The following is a 15,797-nucleotide window of genomic DNA, read 5'->3' as shown; positions in this document are numbered from 1 at the left end:
TGGTGGGGTTCGTCGTCATGTGTCAACCTTAGGTTGACACCCCAGTGGTGTCAACCCGAAGTTGACGATCACATGGTGACCTCCTACTTCGGCGCCGCCGCGAGCCGCACCGCCAGCCCCGCGAACACCGTCCCGCTGAAGATGTCCAGTCCCCGCGCCACCCGGCGGCTGCGCCGCAGCAGCGCGGAGAGCTTCCCGGAGAGCAGGCCGACCGAGCCGTCCACCAGAAATCCCATCACCGTGATCGTGGTCCCCAGGAGCAGGAACTGCTCGCGCACATGGCCCAGTTCGGGGCTCACGAACTGCGGAAGGAAGGAGGCGTTGAAGAGAATCACCTTCGGATTGAGCAGGTTGGTGACGGCTCCCCGCCAAAAGGCCCGCCGCCGCCCCGAGCCGCTCGTCCCGTCCGCCTCGACCGGGCCCCCGCGGCTCCGGAACGCCTTGACCGCGAGGTACAGCAGATAGGCGGCGCCCGCCCAGCGCAGGGCGTGGTACAGCGTCGGCAGTGCCGTGAACAGCGCCGAGAGGCCGAGCGCGGCGGCCACCGTGTGCACGAACATCGCGCAGGCCACACCCAGCGCGGCCAGTACCCCGGTCGCGGGGCCGCCGCGGCCGCCCACCGCGACGATGAACATCATGTCGGGGCCCGGTGTGACGCAGAGGACGAAGGCGGCGACGAGGAACGCCGCGTAGAGAGATGTGTCGACCATGCCTGCCATGCTTGGGGCCGCCGATGCCGGGGGCGAGCGATTTTCGGGGGGCGGGACGGGCGCGTACCGGGTGCCGCGAGTCCACCGGCGGGCCCCCGGCCGTCCACTGTCCACAGGGTGTGGACGGACTCGCGCACCCTCCATGACACGATCGACGTGTGAGCACGTCCAGCACCGTCGAGCGCGCCTTCACGGCCGCCCTCTACTCCGCCACCGCGAGATCCGGCCATGACGACGCCCTCGACACGGGCGCCTCCCTGCTCGCGGCCGACCCCGCCGCGGACGCCGAACTGGCCCGGCGCGGCGAGGAGTTCGTCGCGACCGCCTGGCGGCGCGGCTGGCAGCCCGCCGATGTCGTACGGATCGTGCGCCGGGAGCTCGACGAGGTCCACGTACGGCTCGTGGCGGCGCTGATCCGCGCGCAGTCCGCCGACGACCGCCCGCGCGGCCGGCGCTGGGCCGCCCAGCTGGACGAGCTGACGCGCGACGAACCGTCCCGTACCGACCGCTTCTCGTACGCCACCGCCGTGCTGGAGCTGTACCGCCTGCTGCTGCGGCTGCCCACGCTCGAGAGCCTGGACGCCTCCGCGGGGCCCGCGTCCGCGCCCGCCGCCCGGCACGGCGACGGCGAGTCGCGCATGCTGGGCCGGATCCGCGCGCTGCTCGCCAAGGCGGAGGCGACCGGCTACCCGGAGGAGGCCGAGGCGCTCAGCGCGAAGGCGCAGGAGCTGATGGCCCGGCACAGCGTCGACGAGGCGCTGCTCGCCGCCCGCGCTCCGTCCCCCGACGCCCCCGGTGCCTGCCGCATCGGCGTGGAGCCGCCGTACGAGCAGACCAAGGCCGTGCTGCTGGACGCCGTCGCCACCGCGAACCACTGCCGCGCCGTGTGGAACGAGGCCCTCGGCTTCTCCACCGTCGTCGGCTTCGAGGGCGACCTGGAGGCGGTCGAGCTGCTCTACACCTCGCTGCTCGTCCAGGCCACGACCGCGATGACCAGGGCGGAGTCGGCGCAGCGAGCGGGCGGACGCAAGCGGACCAAGACCTTCCGGCAGTCCTTCCTCGCCGCCTACGCCCACCGCATCGGCACCCGGCTCGAGGCCGCCGCCAGGACCCAGGTGACCGAGGACCTCCTCCCCGTCCTGGCGACCCGGGACGTCGCGGTCACCGACCGCCTGGAACGCATGTTCCCGGAGACGACCACCACCCGTCTGCGCGGGGTGAGCGACGCGGCGGGGTGGACCGAGGGCGCCCAGGCGGCGGACCGGGCGCAAGTGGAACCGCGGCGCCCGCTGAGCTGAAATCTCTCCCGGGCCGCCCCGGCCCCCGGGGACGGCTCAGTCCCCGGCCTGCTGGAAGGCCGTCACCGATGCGTCCGGGTCGCTCGCGGTCTCCTTGCCCTGTACGGGGCCGTACGACCACGTGAAGCTCCGGGGCTCGGCCGCCGCGCCCGGCAGGCCGATCTTCAGTGAGGTCGCCGCCAGGCTCTTGCCGTCGCCCTCCTTGCCCCGGACGTAGGTCAGGGTGAAGGTCGCCGTGTCGCCCTTGGCCAGGGTCAGCTTCTGCGGGGTGCCGGTCCTGTCCTGTGCCACGGCCGCCGAGGCGCTCCCCGCGGACAGGGTGACGCCCGGGAAGCCGTCCAGGGTGCAGCGGGCGCCCTGGTTGGTGAGCGTGACCGGTACGTTGCCGGTGTCCCCGGCGGCGGGTGCGGCGTTGGCGGGGCCGACCTGCAACCCGACCTGGTCGATGCGGCAGGCGGTGGAGTCGGTGTTCTTGCTCCCGGTGTCGCTGCCGCTGCCGTCGCTGCCGCCGCTGTCGCAGGCGGTGAGCAGGAGGGCCGCGGCGAGGGCGGTGACGGTGATCGGAATGGCGCGCATGAGCTGGTTCCTTGGGTCGTGACGATGCTCAAGGATCATCACGTACGAGCGGGCGGCACGGTTGCCCGTCCCGCCACCGGCCTTGTGTGTACGTCAGGAGCCGAGGCTCGCCGTGGGCAGCCCCGAGGGTAGCGTCGCGCCCTCGGACCGCGTGTACGTCTCCGTACCGAGACCACCCTCCCAGGTCACCTGGAGCGTGGTCTTGTTGACGGAGTCCACCGTGCCCGTCGTCCGGGACTTGCAGTCGCGGAGGTGGATCACGTCCTTGCCGGACTCCTCGCCCGCGCTTCCGGTGCAGGTGGTCCGGTCGGTGGAGAACAGCGCCACCTCGTCGTCGGTGACCATCAGGACCACCGCCTTGCCGTCGGTGGTGGCGAGCCAGCTGCCGGTCAGTCCGCCGTTCTTGGCCGTGGTGCCGCCGGACCCGCCGCCCGTGCTGTTCGTCCCGCCGCTGTCGTCGTCGGTCGCGGACGAGGACGCGCCGGGGGTCGCGGAGGCCCTGGAGCCGGACCCCGATCCCGAGCCGGATCCGGACCCCGACCCGCTGTCGCACGCGGTCAGCGCCAGCGCGCCGAGCAGTCCGGCGGCCGCGATCCGCACCGCCCTGGCCGTTGTGTTCACCGTGGTCACCACAAGCCCCCAACCTGGAACCGGCCGGCCGCGCCGCGGCCCTGCCACCGCAGCAAGTTACCAGGAGTCACAGCGGCCATCGGCGAGTTCTTCCCGTCCATCGGACTCTCACATGAACACTGGAACAAGAACGGCGCCGGCTGCGTCCTTTCCTGTGCACGAGGGATTCGATTCGGACGAACTCGCGCGGACGACGGTACGGAAGATCTTGAACGGGGGCCTGCGAGCGCATGTCCTGGTGGTTCCGGGGCAGGCGCCGAAACAGGTTCGGTAAAGCGCTCGTCAAAGCTGTAACCGCTGAAACACTCCGCGTGCACGTGCATCCGCTCATGCATGTGCACATGAACAAGGTTATGATCCGGTTCAGTTGACCGATGCATCAATGGCCACACCAGCCAGTGCACCACCGGGGAGCGACCTGTGGACCACGACGTTGAGGGCGTGTACGAGGAGTACGACGTGTACAACGGCATGGCGGCCACGCTGCTGCGCGAAGTGGCCTGGCAGAAGAGCCGGCACAGCAATTCGCAGGGCTCCTGCGTGGAGTTCGCGCGGCTGCCGGGCGGAGACGTGGCTGTGCGCAACTCGCGCTTTCCCGACGGTCCGGCGCTCGTCTATACGCGCGCGGAGATCGAGGCGATGCTCCTGGGCGTGAAGGACGGCGAGTTCGACCACCTGATAGCAGGGTGAGGCCCCCTGACGGCGGACTGGCGCCCCCCTGGCGGCGGGCCGTACACGCCGTCACCCACACGACCGGCCCGAAATGACGGTGGGTTGACGATCCGTGACGCGCGTAGAACCGCGGCGTCGAAAGACGCCGCGGTTCCTCAGTCGCGGGGTTGGAGCCGGAACAGCGCCCAGACGACCTTGCCGCCCAGCGTGCCGGCCAGCGGATGCCAGCCCCAGCTGTCGCTGAAGGAGTCGACGAGGAACAGGCCGCGGCCCGACTCGGCGGAGAAGTCGTCCGTGTCGCGGGCCACCGGGCTGTCCTGGCTGGGGTCGCGCACGGCGCACACCAGCCGCTCGGTCCAGTGCATCAGGTGCAGCCGCACCGGCGAACCCGGCCCGAGCGTTCCCTGTTCGCACCCGCGCGCGGCCGATGCGATAGGAAGCGCGTGCCGCAGGGCGTTGGTGACCAGTTCGGAGACCACCAGGCAGACGTCGTCGAAGCGGTCGCCCAGTTCCCACTGGTCGAGCGTTCTCCGGGTGAAGCGTCTGGCCTCGCGCACGGCCTCGAACCGGGCCGGAAGGGCACAGGAGGCGGCGTCGGACACGGCCGCGGGGTCCAGCGGCGGAAGGCCCTGCCGTAACGGCTCGAGCATGGTCGATCCATTCGTCCCCATGCGAGGCACTCCCGGGAAATCGCGGTCGTTGCGATGCTGTGGTCGTGGCGATGCAGCGGTGGCGCGGGGACCATGGTTTCGGATGCGCACAGCAGATGCAAGGGCAGATGCACGTGCACGAGACCGAATTGGACCCTCCCGTACCGCTTACTGGCCATTTTTTCCGCCATCTTCTCGTCCGCCGTATGCCTCCTTCTTGCCTCCGGCTGCGCGTTTTCTTTGATCTCTTTCCGTTTCCGTAATCGTACGAGTACTGCTCGGAGTGATTTAGTGGCAGACTGCGGCCCCTGAAGACGGTTGGGGAGGCTGGCGAACGTGAGCGCGGGAGAGCCCGGATCGGTGGTGCGGCGCATGCTGCTCGGCTCGCAACTCAGGCGGCTGCGCGAGGCACGGGGGATCACGCGTGAGGCGGCGGGGTACTCGATCCGCGCCTCGGAGTCGAAGATCAGCCGGATGGAGTTGGGCCGGGTGAGCTTCAAAACGCGTGATGTGGAAGACCTGTTGACCCTGTACGGCATCACGGACGACGCGGAGCGCACCTCGCTCCTCTCGCTCGCCAGGGAAGCCAACGTGGCGGGCTGGTGGCACAGTTACACCGACGTCCTGCCCACCTGGTTCCCCACCTATGTGGGTCTGGAGGGTGCGGCGTCGCTGATCCGCGTCTACGAGGTGCAGTTCGTGCACGGTCTGCTGCAGACCGAGGCGTACGCCCGCGCGGTGGTCCGGCGCGGCATGCAGGGCGCGAGCGAGGCCGATGTGGAACGGCGGGTGGCGCTGCGCCTGGAGCGGCAGAAGCACCTCGTCTCCGAGAACGCCCCCGAGCTGCACATCGTCCTGGACGAGGCGGCCCTGCGCCGCCCGTACGGCGACCGCGAGGTGATGCGCGGCCAGTTGCAGCACCTCATCGACATCTCCGAGCGGTCCAACGTACGGCTGCAGGTCATGCCGTTCAGCCTGGGCGGGCACGCCGGCGAGTCGGGCGCCTTCACCATCCTCAGCTTCCCCGAGTCCGACCTGTCGGACGTCGTCTACATGGAGCAGCTGACCAGCGCCCTCTACCTGGACAAACGCGAGGACGTCGCCCAGTACGAGAAGGCGCTGAAGGAACTCCAGCAGGACAGTCCGGGACCGGACGAGAGCCGCGACCTGCTGCGCGGTCTGCTTCAGCTCTCTTGAGTACCCGGGCAACTCGCCTCGTTCGCACGTACGATGACATCGCATCAGTGAGCGCGCCCCGGGATTCGAGGGATCACATGTCGTCCTACTTCACCGACCTGGCCCAGCAGTACATCGACGGCGAGTGGCGCCCGGGCACCGGCTCCTGGGACATCATCGACTTCAACCCCTACGACGACGAGAAGCTGGCCTCGATCACCATCGCCACGACCGACGAGGTGGACCAGGCCTACCGGGCAGCCGCCCGCGCCCAGAAGGAATGGGCCGCGACCAACCCCTACGCCCGCCGCGCGGTCCTGGAGAAGGCGCTGCGGCTGGTCGAGGAGCGCGAGCGGGAGATCACCGAGGTGATCATCGCCGAGCTGGGCGGCACCCACGTCAAGGCCGGCTTCGAGGTCCACCTGGTCAAGGAGTTCCTGCGCGAGTCGATCCACCTGGCGCTGCGTCCGGAGGGACAGATCCTTCCCTCGCCGGGCGAGGGCAAGGAGAACCGGCTCTACCGCGTTCCGGTCGGGGTCGTGGGCGTGATCAGCCCGTTCAACTTCCCCTTCCTGCTGTCGGTCAAGTCGGTCGCGCCGGCCCTCGCGCTCGGCAACGCCGTGGTGCTCAAGCCGCACCAGGACACCCCGATCGCCGGCGGCACCCTGGTCGCGAAGATCTTCGAGGACGCGGGGCTGCCGGGCGGCGTGCTCAACGTCGTCGTCACGGACATAGCGGAGATAGGAGACGCCTTCCTGGAGCACCCGGTGCCCAAGGTGATCTCCTTCACCGGTTCCGACCGGATCGGCCGCCACGTCGCCACCGTCTGCGCCGCGCACTTCAAGCGCTCCGTGCTCGAACTGGGCGGCAACAGCGCCATCGTGGTCCTGGACGACGCCGACCTCGACTACGCGGTCGACGCGGCCGTCTTCAGCCGGTACGTCCACCAGGGCCAGGTCTGCATGGCGGCGAACCGCATCCTGGTGGACCGTTCGGTCGCCGAGGAGTTCACCCGGAAGTTCGTCGCCAAGGTGACGTCGCTGAAGGTCGGCGACCCGCGCGACCCGCGGACCGTGATCGGCCCGCTCATCAACTCCACCCAGGCGAACGACGTGTCGGCCGCCGTCGAGCAGGCGCTCGCCGAGGGCGCCACGGCCCTGGTGCGCGGCACCACCTCCGGCAACCTGGTCTCGCCCTCCGTCCTCACGGACGTGCCCGCCGGCTCCGCCCTGCTCCGTCAGGAGGTCTTCGGACCGGTCGCCTTCCTCATCCCCTTCGACGGCGAGGAGGAGGCGGTCCGCATCGTCAACGACACCCCGTACGGACTCAGCGGCGCCGTGCACACGGCGGACGTCGAGCGCGGGGTCGCCTTCGCCCGGCAGATCGACACCGGCATGTTCCATGTGAACGACGGCACCGTCCACGACGAGCCCCTGGTCCCCTTCGGCGGCGAGAAGCACTCCGGCATCGGCCGCCTGAACGGCGAGACGACGGTGGACGCCTTCACCACGCTGAAGTGGATCTCGGTACAGCACGGACGGAGCGGCTTCCCGTTCTGACGCCCGGAACGAGGCGGCGGAGCAGCGGGCAATAACCTGGGCAGCATGTCCGCGATCCGTCTCCTCGTGCTCGGCGCGGTGCGCCAGCACGGGCGCGCCCACGGCTACCAGGTGCGCAACGACCTGGAGTACTGGGGCGCCCACGAGTGGTCCAACGCCAAGCCGGGTTCGATCTACCACGCCCTGAAGCAGATGGCGAAACAGGGACTGCTGCTCGCGCACGAGATCGCGCCGTCCACGGCGGGCGGCCCGCCGAGGGTCGAGTACGAGATCACGGAGACGGGTGCCGAGGAGTACTTCACCCTGCTGCGCGAGTACCTCACCGCCCACGACCAGAGGCCCGACGTGCTCACCGCCGCGCTCGGCTTCATGGTCGACCTGGAGCGGGCGGAGGTCCTCGAACTCCTCGAGGAGCGGGTGCGCGGCATCGAGGAGTGGCGCAGGTCGGTCACCGAGTACTACACACCCGAGGAAGGCCCCGGCCAACTCGGCCACATCGGCGAGATCATGAACTTCTGGGTGCACTCCGCCGACTCCGGCGCCCAGTGGACCCGCGGTCTCATCGACCGCATCCGCGACGGCGCCTACACCTTCGCCGGCGAGGGCGAGCCGTTCGTCGGCGTCCTCGAGGAGGGGCAGGAGAACCCGTACGCGACCGCGATGCGGCATCCGGGAGATGGCCGCTGAGCGTGACGCCGACTTTCGGCTACCGTGCCTGATCGCTACGGCCGACAGTGAGCACCTCGACTGCTGCTGTCTTGTCCTGGACCTCGTACAGAGCGCGGTAGTCACCCAGCAGCAGTCGGTAGACGTCGGTGCCACCGAGGCGGGAGGCGTTGGTGGGGCCGGGCGATCCCGCGACGTGGAACCCGATGTCGCCACGGCGACGGCCGTGCGGGACCTGCTGACGCCGTATCCACCGCCCGGACGGGGCGGTGGTCACCGCACCGCCGTCCCGTCCGTCCGCAGCTGCATCTGCGGACGGCCGGTCACCAGCAGCCAGGCCGGGAGCGAGGCGAGGCACAGCAGGGACAGGATCGTCGGCGAGGAGACCAGGACGGCGGCCGTGAACAGGCTCACCCAGCCCTGCCGGGTGATGGCCAGGAGCATGCCGAGCACGCCCGCCGCCACGGCCGGCGCGGGGGGTACGGCGGGCACCAGGGCGTGCGCGGCGAGGCCGAGCGCGGCCCCGATGAAGACGGACGGGAAGATCCGGCCGCCGCGGAAGCCGCAGGACGCGGCGACGAGCAGCGCGGCCAGCTTCACCACCGCCATCGCCGCGAACTGCCCCGCCGTCCGGTCCTCCGGGTGCCGCGCCAGCTCCGCGACCTCCGAGAGCCCCTTGAACAGCGTCAGATGCCCGCCCACCGCCCCCAGCAGACCGAGGACCAGGCCGCCGGCCGGGAGCGTGAGCATCGGGTGCCGGAGCCGGGCGAAGGCCCGGTGCACGTACGGGAAGGCCTGGACGGCGGCGAGGCCGAGCAGCGCGCCCGCGGAGGCGATCACCAGCACCGCAAGGGTGTCGCCCCAGCGGGGCGGCCCGAAGGGAGGCAGGCCCAGGTCGAACGTGGGATGGGCCACCAGGCCGGTGGTCATGGCGCCCGCGGCACCCGCGGCCAGCGGCGCGAAGAGGCTGTCCCACAGCGCCCCCTTCATCGGCCGCCCGGCCAGCGCCTCGGAGACCACCAGCGCGGCGGCGACGGGCGTACCGAACAGCGCGCCGATCGTCGCCGCCTCGGCCAGCGCCGGCCACAGCGAGCCCGGCAGCCCGGGCCGCAGCCTGCGGCCCAGCCACAGCGCCAGGGCCGCGTTCGCCATGATGATCGGGTTCTCCGGGCCCAGGCTCGGACCGCCCGCCAGCATCAGCATGGTGGCCAGCAGCAGACCGGGCACCACGGCCGGGGACGGCGGGGCCGCCGCCAGGCCCAGCGTGGCCGGGTCGGGGCCCGCGTGCCCCGGCGCCTTCCACACCACCAGGCCCACCAGGACGCCGGTCGCGGTCAGCATGACCACCATCCACGCCACCGAGTAGCGGCCGATGCCCAGCGCGTCCGGCAGATCGCCCCACAGCGCGCCCTGGAGCCGCTCGGCAACCCCGCTCACCAGCAGGTACAGCAGGCTGGAGCCGACACCGACGACGAGCGCGGGCAGGATCAGCGGCAGCAGCACGCGGGCCGGGGCCGACGGTGCCGCCCGGGCGGCGGGCGCCTGCTGCGCGCTGTCCTGGGCCACGGGCTCACGATAGGGCGGACAAAGGTCGCGAATCGGGAGCAACATCCGGAGGAGGCCGAGGGAGAAACGGACTTGCACCTCACGTCACGTGAGGGCCGACCGTGGAGTGCGTACCGAGAAGGGAGCGGAAGTGAGCTACACCGTGGGACAGGTCGCCGGTTTCGCCGGAGTGACGGTGCGCACACTGCACCACTACGACGACGTCGGCCTGCTCGTCCCGGGCGAGCGCAGCCACGCGGGCCACCGGCGCTACAGCGACGCCGACCTCGACCGGCTGCAGCAGATCCTGTTCTACCGGGAGCTCGGCTTCCCGCTCGAGGAGGTCGCGGCGCTTCTCGACGACCCGGCCGCGGACCCGCGCGCGCACCTGCGCCGCCAGCACGAACTGCTGACCGCCCGGATCGAGAAGCTGCAGAAGATGGCCGCAGCCGTGGAGCACGCCATGGAGGCACGCAAGATGGGGATCAACCTCACACCGGAGGAGAAGTTCGAGGTCTTCGGGGACCACGACCCCGACCAGTACGCGGACGAGGTCGAGGAGCGCTGGGGCGACACCGAGGCCTACCGGCAGTCCCGGCAGCGGACGGCCGGCTACACCAAGGAGGACTGGAAGCGCGTCACCGACGAGTTGAACGCGATCCACCACCGCATGGGTGACCTGCTCGCCCAGGGTGTGCCCGCGGACTCCGAGGCGGCCATGGACGTCGCCGAGGAGCACCGCCTGTTCATCACGCGGTCGTACTACGACTGCGCGCACCAGATGCACACCTGTCTCGGCGAGATGTATGTCTCCGACCCGCGCTTCACGGCGACGTACGAGGAGATCCGGCCGGGCCTGGCCGCGTACATGCGGGACGCGATCGTCGCCAACGCCGCCCGCCACACCGTGTAGGCCGCCCTGGCCCGGGGTCATTCCCGGGCCAGGGCCTCGGGCCCCCTCGGCATCGGTGGAACCAGGGGCGTACACCATCCGTTGATAGCTTTGTGCGGCAGAACAACGGAGGCCGAACCGCCGCCGTCCGTCCTCACCCCCTCAGGAGCCCGGAACCGTGACGACGCTTGCCCTCGGCCCGAGCTGGCTCGATCCGAACTACCTCCTCGACACCTACGGCATCTGGGGTCTGCTCCTCGTCGTCTTCGCCGAGTCCGGCCTGCTCATCGGCTTCTTCCTGCCGGGTGACTCCCTGCTGTTCACGTGTGGCCTGCTGATCACGTCGCACCAGCTGGACTTCCCCCTGTGGGCGGCCGTCGCGCTGATCTGCCTCGCGGCGGTCCTCGGCGACCAGGCCGGCTACATGTTCGGCAAGAAGGTCGGTCCCTCGCTCTTCAACCGCCCGGACTCCCGCCTGTTCAAACAGGAGAACGTCACCAAGGCGCACGAGTTCTTCGAGAAGTACGGCCCGAAGTCCCTGGTCCTGGCCCGCTTCGTGCCCATCGTGCGGACCTTCACGCCGATCATCGCGGGCGTCAGCGGTATGCGGTACCGCTCGTTCCTGGTCTTCAACGTGATCGGCGGCGTCCTGTGGGGCGCGGGCGTCACCCTGCTCGGCTCCTGGCTGGGCAACATCGCCTTCGTCAAGGACAACATCGAGGCGATCCTCATCCTGATCGTCCTCGTGTCGGTGGTCCCGATCGCCATCGAGTTCCTGCGGGCCCGCTCCAAGGCCAAGAAGGCGCCGCAGGCCCCGGCACGGCAGCAGCAGCCGCACGAACAGCAGGCATATCAGCAGCAGGCGTACCAGCAGCAGCCGGTCATGGACGACGCCACGACCCGCCTGCGCCGCATCGAGCCGCCGTACCAGGACACTCCGTACCAGGACGCTCCTTACCAGGAGTCGCCGTACCAGTACGGCGACCAGGGCCGGCCGCAGGAGCAGCAGCAGCAGTACGGCGGCGGCTACGACCAGCAGTACTACGGCGGGCAGTACCCCCACCAGCCCTACGGCGATCAGCAGCAGCCCTACGGCGATCAGCACGGCGGCGACCACGGCCGGACCCAGGCCCCGCAGTACCCGAACAACGGCGGCTACCACCGCGCCCCGTAGACGGCGCTCCCGTCGCAGACGCCCCTCAGAAGCCCCTCGTGCGCTTGGCGGCCCGGCGGCCGGCCGCGCTGCCGGCGCCCGGCAACCTGAGGAACAGCCGGGAGATCTCCGACCCCAGGTTCACCCCGATCGCGATGGCCATGGCGAGCGACACCGCCTTGGCCAGCGACACGAGTCCCTTGTCGATGTTGTTCTGCGCGATCGACAACAGGCCGAAGTACGTCGCCGAACCCGGCAGCAGCGGACCGATCGCGGCGGTCGTGTACGGCAGCGCGGAGGCGAACCGGTAGCGGGACAGCAACTGCCCGAACAGGCCCACCAGGCCCGCTGCGACCGCCGTGGACGCCACGGGGGAGATGTCGGCGACGTAGTGCATCGCGCCGTACACCACCCAGGCGACGCCGCCGTTGAGCGTCACCAGCAGCACGGTGGACCGTTCCTGCTGGAGCAGCACGGCGAAGGTCAGCGACAGCAGCATCGACGCGAGGATCTGCACCACCGGCTGCTCGTTGACGCCCAGTGCCACGTCGGGATTGAGCTGGGCACCCAGCTTCACGCCGAAGTAGAGCACCACCAGCACGCCGGTGACGATGCCGACGAAGAAGTACATGACCTCCAGCAGGCGCGCGGAGGCGGTGATGTAGAAGCCGGTCAGGCCGTCCTGCACGCCCGCCACCAGCGCCCGCCCCGGCAGCAGCGCGAACAGTCCACCGGTGATGACCGCGGACGCCTTCACGTCGACATGCGCCACCGTGAGCGCGACGCCCAGCGCGGCCGGCGGCATCGCGGCCACGGTGAACTGGTAGAACTCCGGCAGCCCGCGCCCCGCGCACAGCCATGCCAGCCGGTCGCCGAGCATCGCGCCGAACGCGGCGGCGACGAACACGATCAGATCGCCGCCGACGAGGACGGAGGCCGCGCCGGCGAGCAGTCCGGCGGCCCCGGTCAGTGCCCAGCCGGGGTAGGGGTGCCGGTTGCGGCGGATCTCCGCCAGCCGGCGGTAGGCCTCCTCCAGGGAGACATGGGTCTCCGGGTCGCTCAGGTCGTCGACGAGCTGGAAGACGGCCGCGAGGCGGGTGTAGTCGGTGCCCCGGCGCCGTACCGTCCGCTGCGCCGAGACGGGGTCGTCCACCAGGGACGGCTGGTAGGAGATGGACAGCAGGGTGAAGGTGACCGTCGGCTCGCAGCGGTCCAGGCCGTAGGAGCGGCAGACCGCGAACATCGCCGTCTCCACGTCCTCGGCGCCCTCACCGCCGGCGAGCAGCAGCTCGCCGATGCGCAGGGTCAGGTCGAGGACGCGTGGGACGGCGGGGCCTTCCTCCTCCGTCTTCGGGACCGTTTCCAGGGCCGGGCGCTCGGCCACCGGCATGCGCAGCATCGTGCGCATCCGGTCCTGCCAGGGGATGTCCTTGGTCAGGCTGACCGCAGGGATGCCGCCCGGCGGGGTGAAGGCGGCCGGCGCCTGCCGGGCGCTGTAGGTGCTCGGCAGGCTGAACGCGGAGCCCTCGGCCTCCGGGACCGTGTGCTCGGGCACCGTGAGGCCGTCGGGGATCGCGAACTCCGAGGTGGCCTCCGACTCGCTGCCCGCCCTGGGCAGGGCCAGTCCCTCGGGAACGGCGAACTCCGACGTCGTGGACGACTCGCTGTCCGTTCCCGGTGCCGCCGGCGCCGCTGGAGTCACTTTCGGCACCTGGATCACCTGCGTCGCCTGTGTCACCGACGAATCCGCAGGAGCCTTGAACGCGCTCCGCGCCTCGTCCGACTGCGGCTTGCGGTCCTCCGCATCCGTCACTGGGCAACGCTCCCTGAACGACACCTTCCGTCAGCCACAGTATGCGCGGACACCCCCACCCACGCGCCAAAGGGCCGCGTCACCCCCGAGGGGTGGACGCGGCCCGCGGGCGTCGTACCGGGCGTACGGTCAGTGACCGCCGTGCTCCTGGGCACGCTTGATGGACCGCTCGATCTCCGCCTCGGCGTCGGCGCGGCCGACCCAGTTGGCGCCCTCGACCGACTTGCCCGGCTCCAGGTCCTTGTAGACCTCGAAGAAGTGCTGGATCTCCAGGCGGTCGAACTCCGACACGTGGTGGATGTCCCGCAGGTGCTCCACACGCGGGTCGGACGCCGGGACGCACAGCAGCTTGTCGTCGCCGCCGGCCTCGTCCGTCATGCGGAACATGCCGATGGCGCGGCACTTGATGAGGCAGCCGGGAAACGTCGGCTCGTCCAGGATGACCAGCGCGTCCAGCGGGTCGCCGTCCTCGCCGAGGGTGTTCTCGACGAAGCCGTAGTCGGCCGGGTAGCTGGTCGAAGTGAAGAGTCGACGGTCCAGGCGGATACGACCGGTCTCGTGGTCCACCTCGTACTTGTTCCGCGAACCCTTCGGGATCTCGATCGTGACGTCGAACTCCACCGGTGGCTCCTCCATGATCAGCACATAGTTCTGGTGATTAAGTGTCCCTCACGCACGTGTGTGATCGCGAAAGGGGCTGGTGGTCGTGCCGGAGCTGAGGGGCTGGCGGGCCGCGAGACCGCGTCTGACAGGCCTGGCGCGGGCCGCGAAGCCGCGTCTGGCACGGCTGGCGCAGGCCGCCCGACCAGGTCTGGTCCGGGCCGTGCGGTCCATGAGACCGCAGGTCGCACGGCTCACGGGGGCCACCCGGCCACGGCCCGCCGGGCCGACGGCCTGGCGGTTCACCGCAGGCGCCGCCACCGCCGGGCTGGCACTGGCCGCCGGTGTGGTGACCGCCGCCGGTCCCTGGGACTCCACCGGCCAGCGTACGGCCGAGCGGGACCGGGCAGTCGCCCTGGAGCGCGCGGGTGGCACAGATCACGGCCGTGCTTCCGATACGTCCGGTACGTCCGACGCGGCGGCCGACGGACCGAGGCCCGCGCCCAGCGCCGCACCCGTGCTGGTGGGCCTCGGCAGCGGCGGCAGCCTGGTGAAGTCGGCGGCCGGCGGACCGGCCCTCGCCACCGTCCTCGACCCGCTCCTGCGCGACCCCGCCCTCGGCACCCGCCACTCCGCCGTGGTCGTCGACATCGCCACCGGTCGGCGGCTCTACGGCCGTGACGTCGGCGAGGCGCTCACCCCGGCCTCCACCACCAAGATCGCCACCGCGGTCGCCGCCCTGTCCGCCCTCGGCCCCGACCACCGCCTCACCACCCGCGTCGCCCTGGAGCCCACCGCCGGGAACCTCGTCCTGATCGGTGGCGGCGACCCCACCCTCACCGCCCACGCGGACGCCCACGGCTGGGCGAGCCTGCGCACCCTCGCCGACGCGACGGCGGCCGCCCTGAAGAAGCGTGGGCTCGGCAAGGTCACGCTGTCGTACGACACGTCCCTGTACGCCGGTCCGGACCTGCACCCCATCGGCGTGAACGAGAACCTCGCCCCGGTCACCGCACTGATGGCCGACGAGGCCCGCACCGACGACTCCGGCAGCGGCCCGGCCCCGCGCGAGGCCGACCCGGCGGCCGCGGCCGCCCGCGCCTTCGGCCGCTTCCTCCAGGGCCACGGCATCCGTACCACCGACCCCCGACCCGCCAAGGCGACCGGCCGCGCACAGGCCCTCGCGTCCGTCTCCTCGCCCCCGCTGTCCGACGTGGTCGAACGCATGCTCACCAACAGCGACAACGACATCGCCGAGGCCTTGGCGCGCCAGACGGCCGCCGCGACCGGCGGGCGCCCGGACTTCGCCGGCGGCGCCCGGGCGATCGCCGCCCGGCTGAAGGCACTCGGCCTGCCCCTGGACGGCGCGGAGTTCCACGACGGCAGCGGCTTGAACCGCGACGACAAACTCACCGCGGACCTGCTGACCGCGCTGCTGCGCGAGGCCGCCGACCCCGCCCACCCCGAGCTCCGCCCGGTCCTCACCGGTCTCCCCGTCGCCGGCTTCACGGGCACCCTGACCGACCGCTACACATCCGACGGCGCGGCCGGGATCGTACGAGCCAAGACGGGCACACTGACCGGCGTTAACACCCTGGCGGGCACGGCCGTCGACCAGGACGGGCACCTCCTGGCCTTCGCCTTCATGGCGGAGGGCACGACCGACCCCCAGGCGGCCCAGTCGACCCTGGACAGGACGGCGACGGCGTTGTCGGCCTGCGGCTGCAGCTAGGTGTGTTGTCCCGGGACGTTGGTGACACGCGTGCTGGGTGCTTGAACGGGTGAGGGCCTTCTGGGTTCGGTGTGGATTGCGACATCTACCGCCGACCGCCAGGAGGCCCTCGTGTCCCACCGTAA

The 15,797-nt window shown here is 71.0% G+C and carries 16 protein-coding genes; 8 read left to right on the top strand and 8 right to left on the bottom strand.

Annotated features, from left to right (window positions below):
* Nucleotides 1-83: 83 nt before the first annotated feature.
* Nucleotides 84-710: a LysE family translocator gene (locus IE318_RS21720; protein WP_030177318.1), complete on the bottom strand. Its 627-nt coding sequence runs from the start codon at nucleotides 708-710 to the stop codon at nucleotides 84-86.
* Nucleotides 711-868: 158 nt separating this feature from the next.
* Between IE318_RS21720 and IE318_RS21715 the strand changes: the two genes are divergently transcribed.
* Nucleotides 869-2,008 (top strand): DUF2786 domain-containing protein, encoded by a 1,140-nt coding sequence (locus tag IE318_RS21715; protein ID WP_189902796.1) that lies wholly within the window; start codon nucleotides 869-871, stop codon nucleotides 2,006-2,008.
* 36 nt (nucleotides 2,009-2,044) lie between these two features.
* Here the strand turns inward: IE318_RS21715 and IE318_RS21710 are convergent, their stop codons facing one another.
* Both IE318_RS21710 and IE318_RS21705 read right to left on the bottom strand, forming a co-directional pair.
* Nucleotides 2,045-2,584 carry a DUF4232 domain-containing protein gene (locus IE318_RS21710; RefSeq protein WP_189902794.1) on the bottom strand — a complete coding sequence of 180 codons (540 nt, stop codon included), beginning with the start codon at nucleotides 2,582-2,584 and terminating at the stop codon, nucleotides 2,045-2,047.
* Nucleotides 2,585-2,677: 93 nt separating this feature from the next.
* Nucleotides 2,678-3,205 carry a hypothetical protein gene (locus IE318_RS21705; RefSeq protein WP_229903658.1) on the bottom strand — a complete coding sequence of 176 codons (528 nt, stop codon included), beginning with the start codon at nucleotides 3,203-3,205 and terminating at the stop codon, nucleotides 2,678-2,680.
* A gap of 429 nt (nucleotides 3,206-3,634) precedes the next feature.
* On the opposite strand from IE318_RS21705, the gene IE318_RS21700 reads away from it, so the two are divergent.
* Nucleotides 3,635-3,904 carry a DUF397 domain-containing protein gene (locus IE318_RS21700; RefSeq protein WP_030177328.1) on the top strand — a complete coding sequence of 90 codons (270 nt, stop codon included), beginning with the start codon at nucleotides 3,635-3,637 and terminating at the stop codon, nucleotides 3,902-3,904.
* Between the two features lie 137 nt (nucleotides 3,905-4,041).
* Here the strand turns inward: IE318_RS21700 and IE318_RS21695 are convergent, their stop codons facing one another.
* Nucleotides 4,042-4,536, bottom strand: a complete 495-nt coding sequence (locus IE318_RS21695; RefSeq protein ID WP_229903657.1) for an ATP-binding protein — start codon at nucleotides 4,534-4,536, stop codon at nucleotides 4,042-4,044.
* A 360-nt stretch (nucleotides 4,537-4,896) separates the two neighbouring features.
* Here IE318_RS21695 and IE318_RS21690 point away from each other — a divergent pair, with 360 nt between their 5' ends.
* The 3 genes from IE318_RS21690 to IE318_RS21680 all read left to right on the top strand — a co-directional run bounded on the left by IE318_RS21690 (nucleotide 4,897) and on the right by IE318_RS21680 (nucleotide 7,958).
* Nucleotides 4,897-5,733 carry a Sco1979 family transcriptional regulator gene (locus IE318_RS21690; protein ID WP_494487402.1) on the top strand — a complete coding sequence of 279 codons (837 nt, stop codon included), beginning with the start codon at nucleotides 4,897-4,899 and terminating at the stop codon, nucleotides 5,731-5,733.
* 77 nt (nucleotides 5,734-5,810) lie between these two features.
* Nucleotides 5,811-7,271 (top strand): aldehyde dehydrogenase family protein, encoded by a 1,461-nt coding sequence (locus IE318_RS21685; RefSeq protein WP_189902790.1) that lies wholly within the window; start codon nucleotides 5,811-5,813, stop codon nucleotides 7,269-7,271.
* Nucleotides 7,272-7,316: 45 nt separating this feature from the next.
* Nucleotides 7,317-7,958, top strand: a complete 642-nt coding sequence (locus IE318_RS21680; protein WP_189902788.1) for a PadR family transcriptional regulator — start codon at nucleotides 7,317-7,319, stop codon at nucleotides 7,956-7,958.
* Between the two features lie 19 nt (nucleotides 7,959-7,977).
* On the opposite strand, the gene IE318_RS21675 is transcribed toward IE318_RS21680, so the two are convergent.
* Both IE318_RS21675 and IE318_RS21670 read right to left on the bottom strand, forming a co-directional pair.
* Entirely contained in the window at nucleotides 7,978-8,214 is a 237-nt protein-coding gene (locus IE318_RS21675; RefSeq protein ID WP_189902786.1) for a type II toxin-antitoxin system RelE family toxin, read from the bottom strand.
* Entirely contained in the window at nucleotides 8,211-9,503 is a 1,293-nt protein-coding gene (locus IE318_RS21670) for an ion channel protein (protein WP_189902784.1), read from the bottom strand. Before IE318_RS21670 ends, IE318_RS21675 begins: the two co-directional genes overlap by 4 nt.
* A gap of 130 nt (nucleotides 9,504-9,633) precedes the next feature.
* Between IE318_RS21670 and IE318_RS21665 the strand changes: the two genes are divergently transcribed.
* Nucleotides 9,634-10,395 carry a MerR family transcriptional regulator gene (locus tag IE318_RS21665; RefSeq protein ID WP_189902782.1) on the top strand — a complete coding sequence of 254 codons (762 nt, stop codon included), beginning with the start codon at nucleotides 9,634-9,636 and terminating at the stop codon, nucleotides 10,393-10,395.
* Between the two features lie 157 nt (nucleotides 10,396-10,552).
* The gene (locus IE318_RS21660; protein WP_189902780.1) at nucleotides 10,553-11,548 is read left to right on the top strand and encodes a DedA family protein; all 996 of its coding nucleotides are present in this window, start codon (nucleotides 10,553-10,555) and stop codon (nucleotides 11,546-11,548) included.
* A gap of 25 nt (nucleotides 11,549-11,573) precedes the next feature.
* Here IE318_RS21660 and IE318_RS21655 read toward each other — a convergent pair whose 3' ends face one another.
* Entirely contained in the window at nucleotides 11,574-13,340 is a 1,767-nt protein-coding gene (locus IE318_RS21655; RefSeq protein ID WP_189902778.1) for a threonine/serine exporter family protein, read from the bottom strand.
* A gap of 129 nt (nucleotides 13,341-13,469) precedes the next feature.
* On the bottom strand, nucleotides 13,470-13,961 hold the full coding sequence (locus IE318_RS21650; protein WP_030177342.1) for an inorganic diphosphatase: 492 nt from the start codon (nucleotides 13,959-13,961) through the stop codon (nucleotides 13,470-13,472).
* A 79-nt stretch (nucleotides 13,962-14,040) separates the two neighbouring features.
* On the opposite strand from IE318_RS21650, the gene dacB reads away from it, so the two are divergent.
* Nucleotides 14,041-15,672 carry a D-alanyl-D-alanine carboxypeptidase/D-alanyl-D-alanine endopeptidase gene (gene dacB / locus IE318_RS21645; RefSeq protein WP_189902776.1) on the top strand — a complete coding sequence of 544 codons (1,632 nt, stop codon included), beginning with the start codon at nucleotides 14,041-14,043 and terminating at the stop codon, nucleotides 15,670-15,672.
* Nucleotides 15,673-15,797: the final 125 nt, after the last annotated feature.

It is taken from the genome of Streptomyces spiralis (genome assembly GCF_014654675.1).
Taxonomy (GTDB): Bacteria; Actinomycetota; Actinomycetes; order Streptomycetales; family Streptomycetaceae; genus Streptomyces; species Streptomyces spiralis.
This window is presented reverse-complemented; position numbering and strand designations above follow the sequence as displayed.

What these genes read in the sequence shown, in the direction of transcription:
- IE318_RS21720 (WP_030177318.1), bottom strand. Translation starts at nt 710, where the DNA reads ATGGTCGACACATCTCTCTACGCGGCGTTCCTCGTCGCCGCCTTCGTC.
- IE318_RS21710 (WP_189902794.1), bottom strand. Translation starts at nt 2,584, where the DNA reads ATGCGCGCCATTCCGATCACCGTCACCGCCCTCGCCGCGGCCCTCCTG.
- IE318_RS21695 (WP_229903657.1), bottom strand. Translation starts at nt 4,536, where the DNA reads ATGCTCGAGCCGTTACGGCAGGGCCTTCCGCCGCTGGACCCCGCGGCC.
- IE318_RS21685 (WP_189902790.1), top strand. Translation starts at nt 5,811, where the DNA reads ATGTCGTCCTACTTCACCGACCTGGCCCAGCAGTACATCGACGGCGAG.
- IE318_RS21680 (WP_189902788.1), top strand. Translation starts at nt 7,317, where the DNA reads ATGTCCGCGATCCGTCTCCTCGTGCTCGGCGCGGTGCGCCAGCACGGG.